This is a genomic window from Rhizobacter sp. P3_C12, from assembly GCF_056402735.1.
Genome location: NZ_JBFUGW010000397.1, coordinates 1 through 4,371, shown reverse-complemented (window position 1 = coordinate 4,371; position 4,371 = coordinate 1). Strand labels below are relative to the sequence as shown.

5 protein-coding genes are annotated in these 4,371 nt (G+C 70.2%); 3 read left to right on the top strand and 2 right to left on the bottom strand.

The window, feature by feature from the left end; genetic code table 11:
* On the bottom strand, positions 1–232 hold a 232-nt coding region (locus AC1DXV_RS31880), incomplete at its 3' end, for a hypothetical protein (protein ID WP_477937492.1).
* A gap of 197 nt (positions 233–429) precedes the next feature.
* Between AC1DXV_RS31880 and AC1DXV_RS31875 the strand changes: the two genes are divergently transcribed.
* From AC1DXV_RS31875 to AC1DXV_RS31865, 3 genes are all read left to right on the top strand, one after another.
* Positions 430–1,851: a CHASE3 domain-containing protein gene (locus AC1DXV_RS31875; protein ID WP_477869849.1), complete on the top strand. Its 1,422-nt coding sequence runs from the start codon at positions 430–432 to the stop codon at positions 1,849–1,851.
* Positions 1,839–2,486, top strand: a complete 648-nt coding sequence (locus AC1DXV_RS31870) for a response regulator (RefSeq protein ID WP_477869847.1) — start codon at positions 1,839–1,841, stop codon at positions 2,484–2,486. Before AC1DXV_RS31875 ends, AC1DXV_RS31870 begins: the two co-directional genes overlap by 13 nt.
* Positions 2,487–2,563: 77 nt before the next feature.
* Positions 2,564–2,941, top strand: a complete 378-nt coding sequence (locus AC1DXV_RS31865) for a response regulator (protein ID WP_477937490.1) — start codon at positions 2,564–2,566, stop codon at positions 2,939–2,941.
* A gap of 6 nt (positions 2,942–2,947) precedes the next feature.
* On the opposite strand, the gene AC1DXV_RS31860 is transcribed toward AC1DXV_RS31865, so the two are convergent.
* On the bottom strand, positions 2,948–4,371 hold a 1,424-nt coding region (locus AC1DXV_RS31860; RefSeq protein ID WP_477937488.1), incomplete at its 5' end, for a BamA/TamA family outer membrane protein.

Genomic DNA, 4,371 nt, shown 5'->3' with positions numbered 1-4,371 from the left:
GCGTGGCACCGATGACGCCCGGGAACAGCTGAGCGAACAAGGTGATGCTCGCGTGCAGGTCGCCTTCAGCGGCGGCATGCGACAGCCGGCGCAAGGCCGGCAGGTCGGGCACGGCCCGGGCAAGCCGGCCCACCGATTGCCCATCGGTGATGAAGACATCGCAAGACCCGGTGTCGTCCAGGCGCGCCGTGACATGGAACGGCGGCAGATCGTGTGCTCGCGCACTGCGCATTCAAACTTCCCCCTGGGGGAAATCTAACCGCAAACGCGCCTGTCTGACACACTTTGCTACACGCCATCCGCCGGACTGTCGATCAGTTCCGCTTGCGCTGTCATCCCCAATGTGTCGGATGGGTTGGAACCGGTACCGGCGTCGGCTCTCCGCGCATACCATGCGCAACACATTGGCGCGCCAGGGAGGTATGGCCCTTGGAATCGGCATCGTCTGAGCGCCCGGCCCTGCCGTGGTGGCGAACGGCGCAGCTCGCGCTGTGGCTGATCGTGGCCGGTGCCACCGCCTTCGGCGTGACCGCCGGTGCCGGCTACCGCGGCCTGCAGGACCTGGCCGCCCAGGCCCAGGAGCGCCGGCGCGACGAGCAGACGCTCGGGCTGATCGACAAGACGCTCACGCTGCTGCTCGACATCGAGACCGGCCAGCGCGGCTACCTGCTCAGCGGCAGCACCGAAAGCCTGGCGCCGTACGAGCGGGGCAAGGCGAAGTTCCCCGACACCTATGCCGACCTGATGCAGCACCTGGCCACGCCGTCGGGGCCGCACGGTGACTTCGCCACCATCCGCCAGCGCATCGACGACCTGGTGCAGCGCCGCATCGCGCTCGCCGATGCCCATGTGCTGAAGCGCCGCAGCGGCGAGGTGGAACCCGCCGGCGCCGGCACCGACCTGGACGGCAAGCTCGCGATGGATGCGATCCGCGCCGAGTTCGAGGCGCTCGCCACCGTGCGGCGCGAGCACGTGATCCGGCGCGACGCCGATGCCGCGCGGCTGCAGGCGCGCACCGCGGCGCTGATCGTCGCGCTGGCGGCCGGTGGCTGCGCGCTGATCATCGGCGCGCTGTGGCTGCTGGCCGACGAGCAGCGCCGCCGCGACCGCGCCGAGGATTCGCTGCGGCGCTTCAGCCGCATGCTCGAGAGCATGGTCGACGACCGCACCGAGGAAGTGCGCTCGGCACGCGACCGGCTGCAGTCGTTCGCGAAGCAGCTGGACGACAGCATCGAGGCCGAGCGCCGGCGCCTGGCCCGCGAGGTGCACGACCAGTTCGGGCAGATCGTCACCGGCACCAAGCTGGTGGTGCAGCAGCTGGCGCGCGACCACCCCGAGCTGCCGGGCGACAAGCTGGCCCAGCTGACCGGCATGCTCGACGAATCGATCGTCATCGCGCGGCGCATCGCGACCGAGCTGCGCCCGCCGCTGCTCGACGACCTGGGCTTCGGGGCGGCGGTGTCGCACTTCGCCGAGCGGCTGACGCGGCCGGGGCAGCTGGAGGTCACGGCCGAGATCGACGACGACGAGCAGCTGGAGAGCGACCGCGCGAACCAGTTGTTCCGCATCGTCCAGGAGGCGACGACCAATGCGCTGCGGCATGCGCAGGCGACGCGCGTCTCGATCACCGGCTGCGAGTTCCGCGGCCTGTACGTGCTGCGCATCAGCGACAACGGCATCGGCCCGCAGCCGGTGCGCGCCGACGCGAGCGGCCTGCGCAACATGCGCGAACGCGCCGCGATGGTCGGCGGCGCGTTCGAGTTCGGGCCGGGGCCGGACGGCGGTTCGGAGGTGGTCGCCCGCATCCCGCTGCAGCAACCCGCCCGCGTGGAGGAAGCATGGCCGGCATGAAGGTGCTGATCGTCGACGACCACCCGATCATGCGGCTGGGCGTGCGCCAGCTGATCCTCGGCGCCTGGCCGGACGCCCATGTCGAGGAGGCGACGACGCTCGCGCAGGCCTGCGAGACGTTCAAGGCCTTCTCGCCCGGCTTCGTCGTGCTCGACATGGGGCTGCCCGACACCACCGGCACCGAAGGCGCCAGCCGGATGCTGCAGCTGGCCGGGCCGGTGCCGATCCTGGTGCTGAGCTTCAACGTGGAAGCCGCCTACGCCGCGCGGCTGCTGAAGATGGGGGTCGCCGGCTACCTGCCGAAGGACCGGGCCGGCGACGAGCTGGTGACCGCGCTGCGGCGCATCGGCGAGGGTCGCCGCTACGTGACCGAGGCCGCCGCCGACCACCTGGTCGACCTGCTGGGCGGGCGTTCCGCCGCCGGCGAGCCACACGAGCAGCTCTCGGCCCAGGAGCTGCGGGTGATGCAGCTGATCGCCGCCGGCAAGGCGCCGGCCGAGATCGCGCAGCTGATGGGGCTGTCGGTGAAGACGGTGGGCACCTACCGGGCACGGATGCTGGAGAAGACCGGCTGGAAGAACAACACCGAACTGACGAAGTACTGCGTGGCCCGCGGGCTGACGGATCCGGGCTGACGTGTAGGCAATCGCCCTCCATCCGATCGATACGGCGTCCGGTTCACACGCCTCGCGCCCCGGTTTACGCTGCCCGGATGCCGCTGAACGTCGTCATCGTCGAAGACTCGGAGCTGATCCAGACATGGCTGGAGCGGCTGCTGATGGCCATCCCGGGCGTCAGCGTGGTGGGCATCGCCGCGGCCGAGGACGAGGCCATCGAGATGATCGAGCGMCTGCGCCCCGGCGTCGTGACGCTGGACGTCGCCCTGTYGCCCGGCAACGGCTTCAACGTGCTGAAGGCGCTGCGCGACAGGGGCAACGACTGCAAGGCGCTGGTGCTGACCAACCAGGACCTGGCCGGGCTGCGGCCGACCGCGCAGAAATACGGCGCAGACGGGCTGTACGACAAGAGCCTGGACGCGGCGACGGTGATCGAGCGCGTGCGGCAGTGGGCGAGCCTTCCCGAAGGTTGACAGGCCCTAGAAGCTCTCCTTGACCTCGACGACGAACTGCGCCTTCTTGATCGAGCGGTCGCCGTCCAGCGGGAACGCGACATCGACGTGGATCACGTTGCCGAGCGAGGTGCGGCTGTTGCCCAGGCGCAGCCCGAAGCCCACGTCCCTCAGCAGCTTGTGCGAAGCGTCCGGCACCGCGYCCTGCCCCCAGGTGCGGCCCATGTCGTAGAACACCGCGCCGCCGACGTTGAAGAGCCGGAACGGGTACCAGTTCGTGAACACGCGCTGCTCGGTCGTGAACAGCCAGCGGCCGTCGCCGCTCTGGTAGCGCAGCGGGTAGCCACGCAGGCCGTTGTCGCCGCCGAGCAGCACCTGCTGGCYGTCGTCGAGCCGCACGCCGCGCTGCGCCGACAGGTCCATGAAGAAGCTGCGGCGCGGCGACTGCCGCAGGTAGTAGCGGCCCTCCGCCTTGAACAGCGAGTTCTGCAGCTGTCCGTCCTCGACGCGGCCGAGCGCCGAGCCGGCGAGCAGCAGCGTCTGCCGCGGCGTCAGCGCATGGCCCACCGTCGCAGCCAGCGAGAACACCGTGGCGCGCCGGTCCGCGCCGAGGCCCGGCAGCGATTCACCCAGCTTGCCGGTGACGTGCCAGCCGAGCGACACGTCCTCGGTCTTGCCGATCTGGTCCTGGTTGCGCACCTCGCTGAAGGCGTCCTGGATCAGCTCGAAGCCGATCCACGGGTACACCAGTGTGCGTTCGGTGCCGGGCGGCGGCGCCTCGTTCGGCGGCACGACCAGCGTCGCGCGGTGTTCGTCGTACGCCAGGCCGGCGGTCCAGCGCGTCACCCAGCCGTCCTGCAGGCCGGCGGACCAGCCGCCATACACCGACATCGTGCGCTCGCGCACGTCGAGCTGGCGGATCACGTCGCCGCGGTCGTAGACGGAATCGACCCGCGCCTCGTCGCGCACCTGCGAACCGGCGGTCCATGAGGTGTCGAGCGCATAGAACGGCCGCTTGACGGCCAGCGCGTGCACATGGCCGTCGCTGTTGTTGGAGTACTGGGCCTGCAGGTCCCACCAGCTGTCGAGCACGTGGTTGTCGTGGTAGCTCAGCGTCTTGCTGCTGCGGTCGACCTCGGACTTGAACGAGAAGCCGAGCTCCTTGCCGAGGCCGAGCAGGTTGGCGTCTTCCAGGCTGAAGCCGCTGCTGTTCTTGCCGCCCGAGCGGCCGAGCGACACGCCGGGATTCAGCGTCCACACGTCCTGCGTCACCACCTCGAGGTCGACGATGCCGTCGTGCAGCGCGACTGGCCGGATGTGGGCATCGCGGAAGTACGACTCGCGGCGCAGGATGCGCTCCGACTCGCGCAGCAGCCGCGGATCGTAGGGCTCGCCGGGCTTGAACAGCAGGTGCGACGCGACCACCGATTCACGCGTCAGCAGGTGCAGCT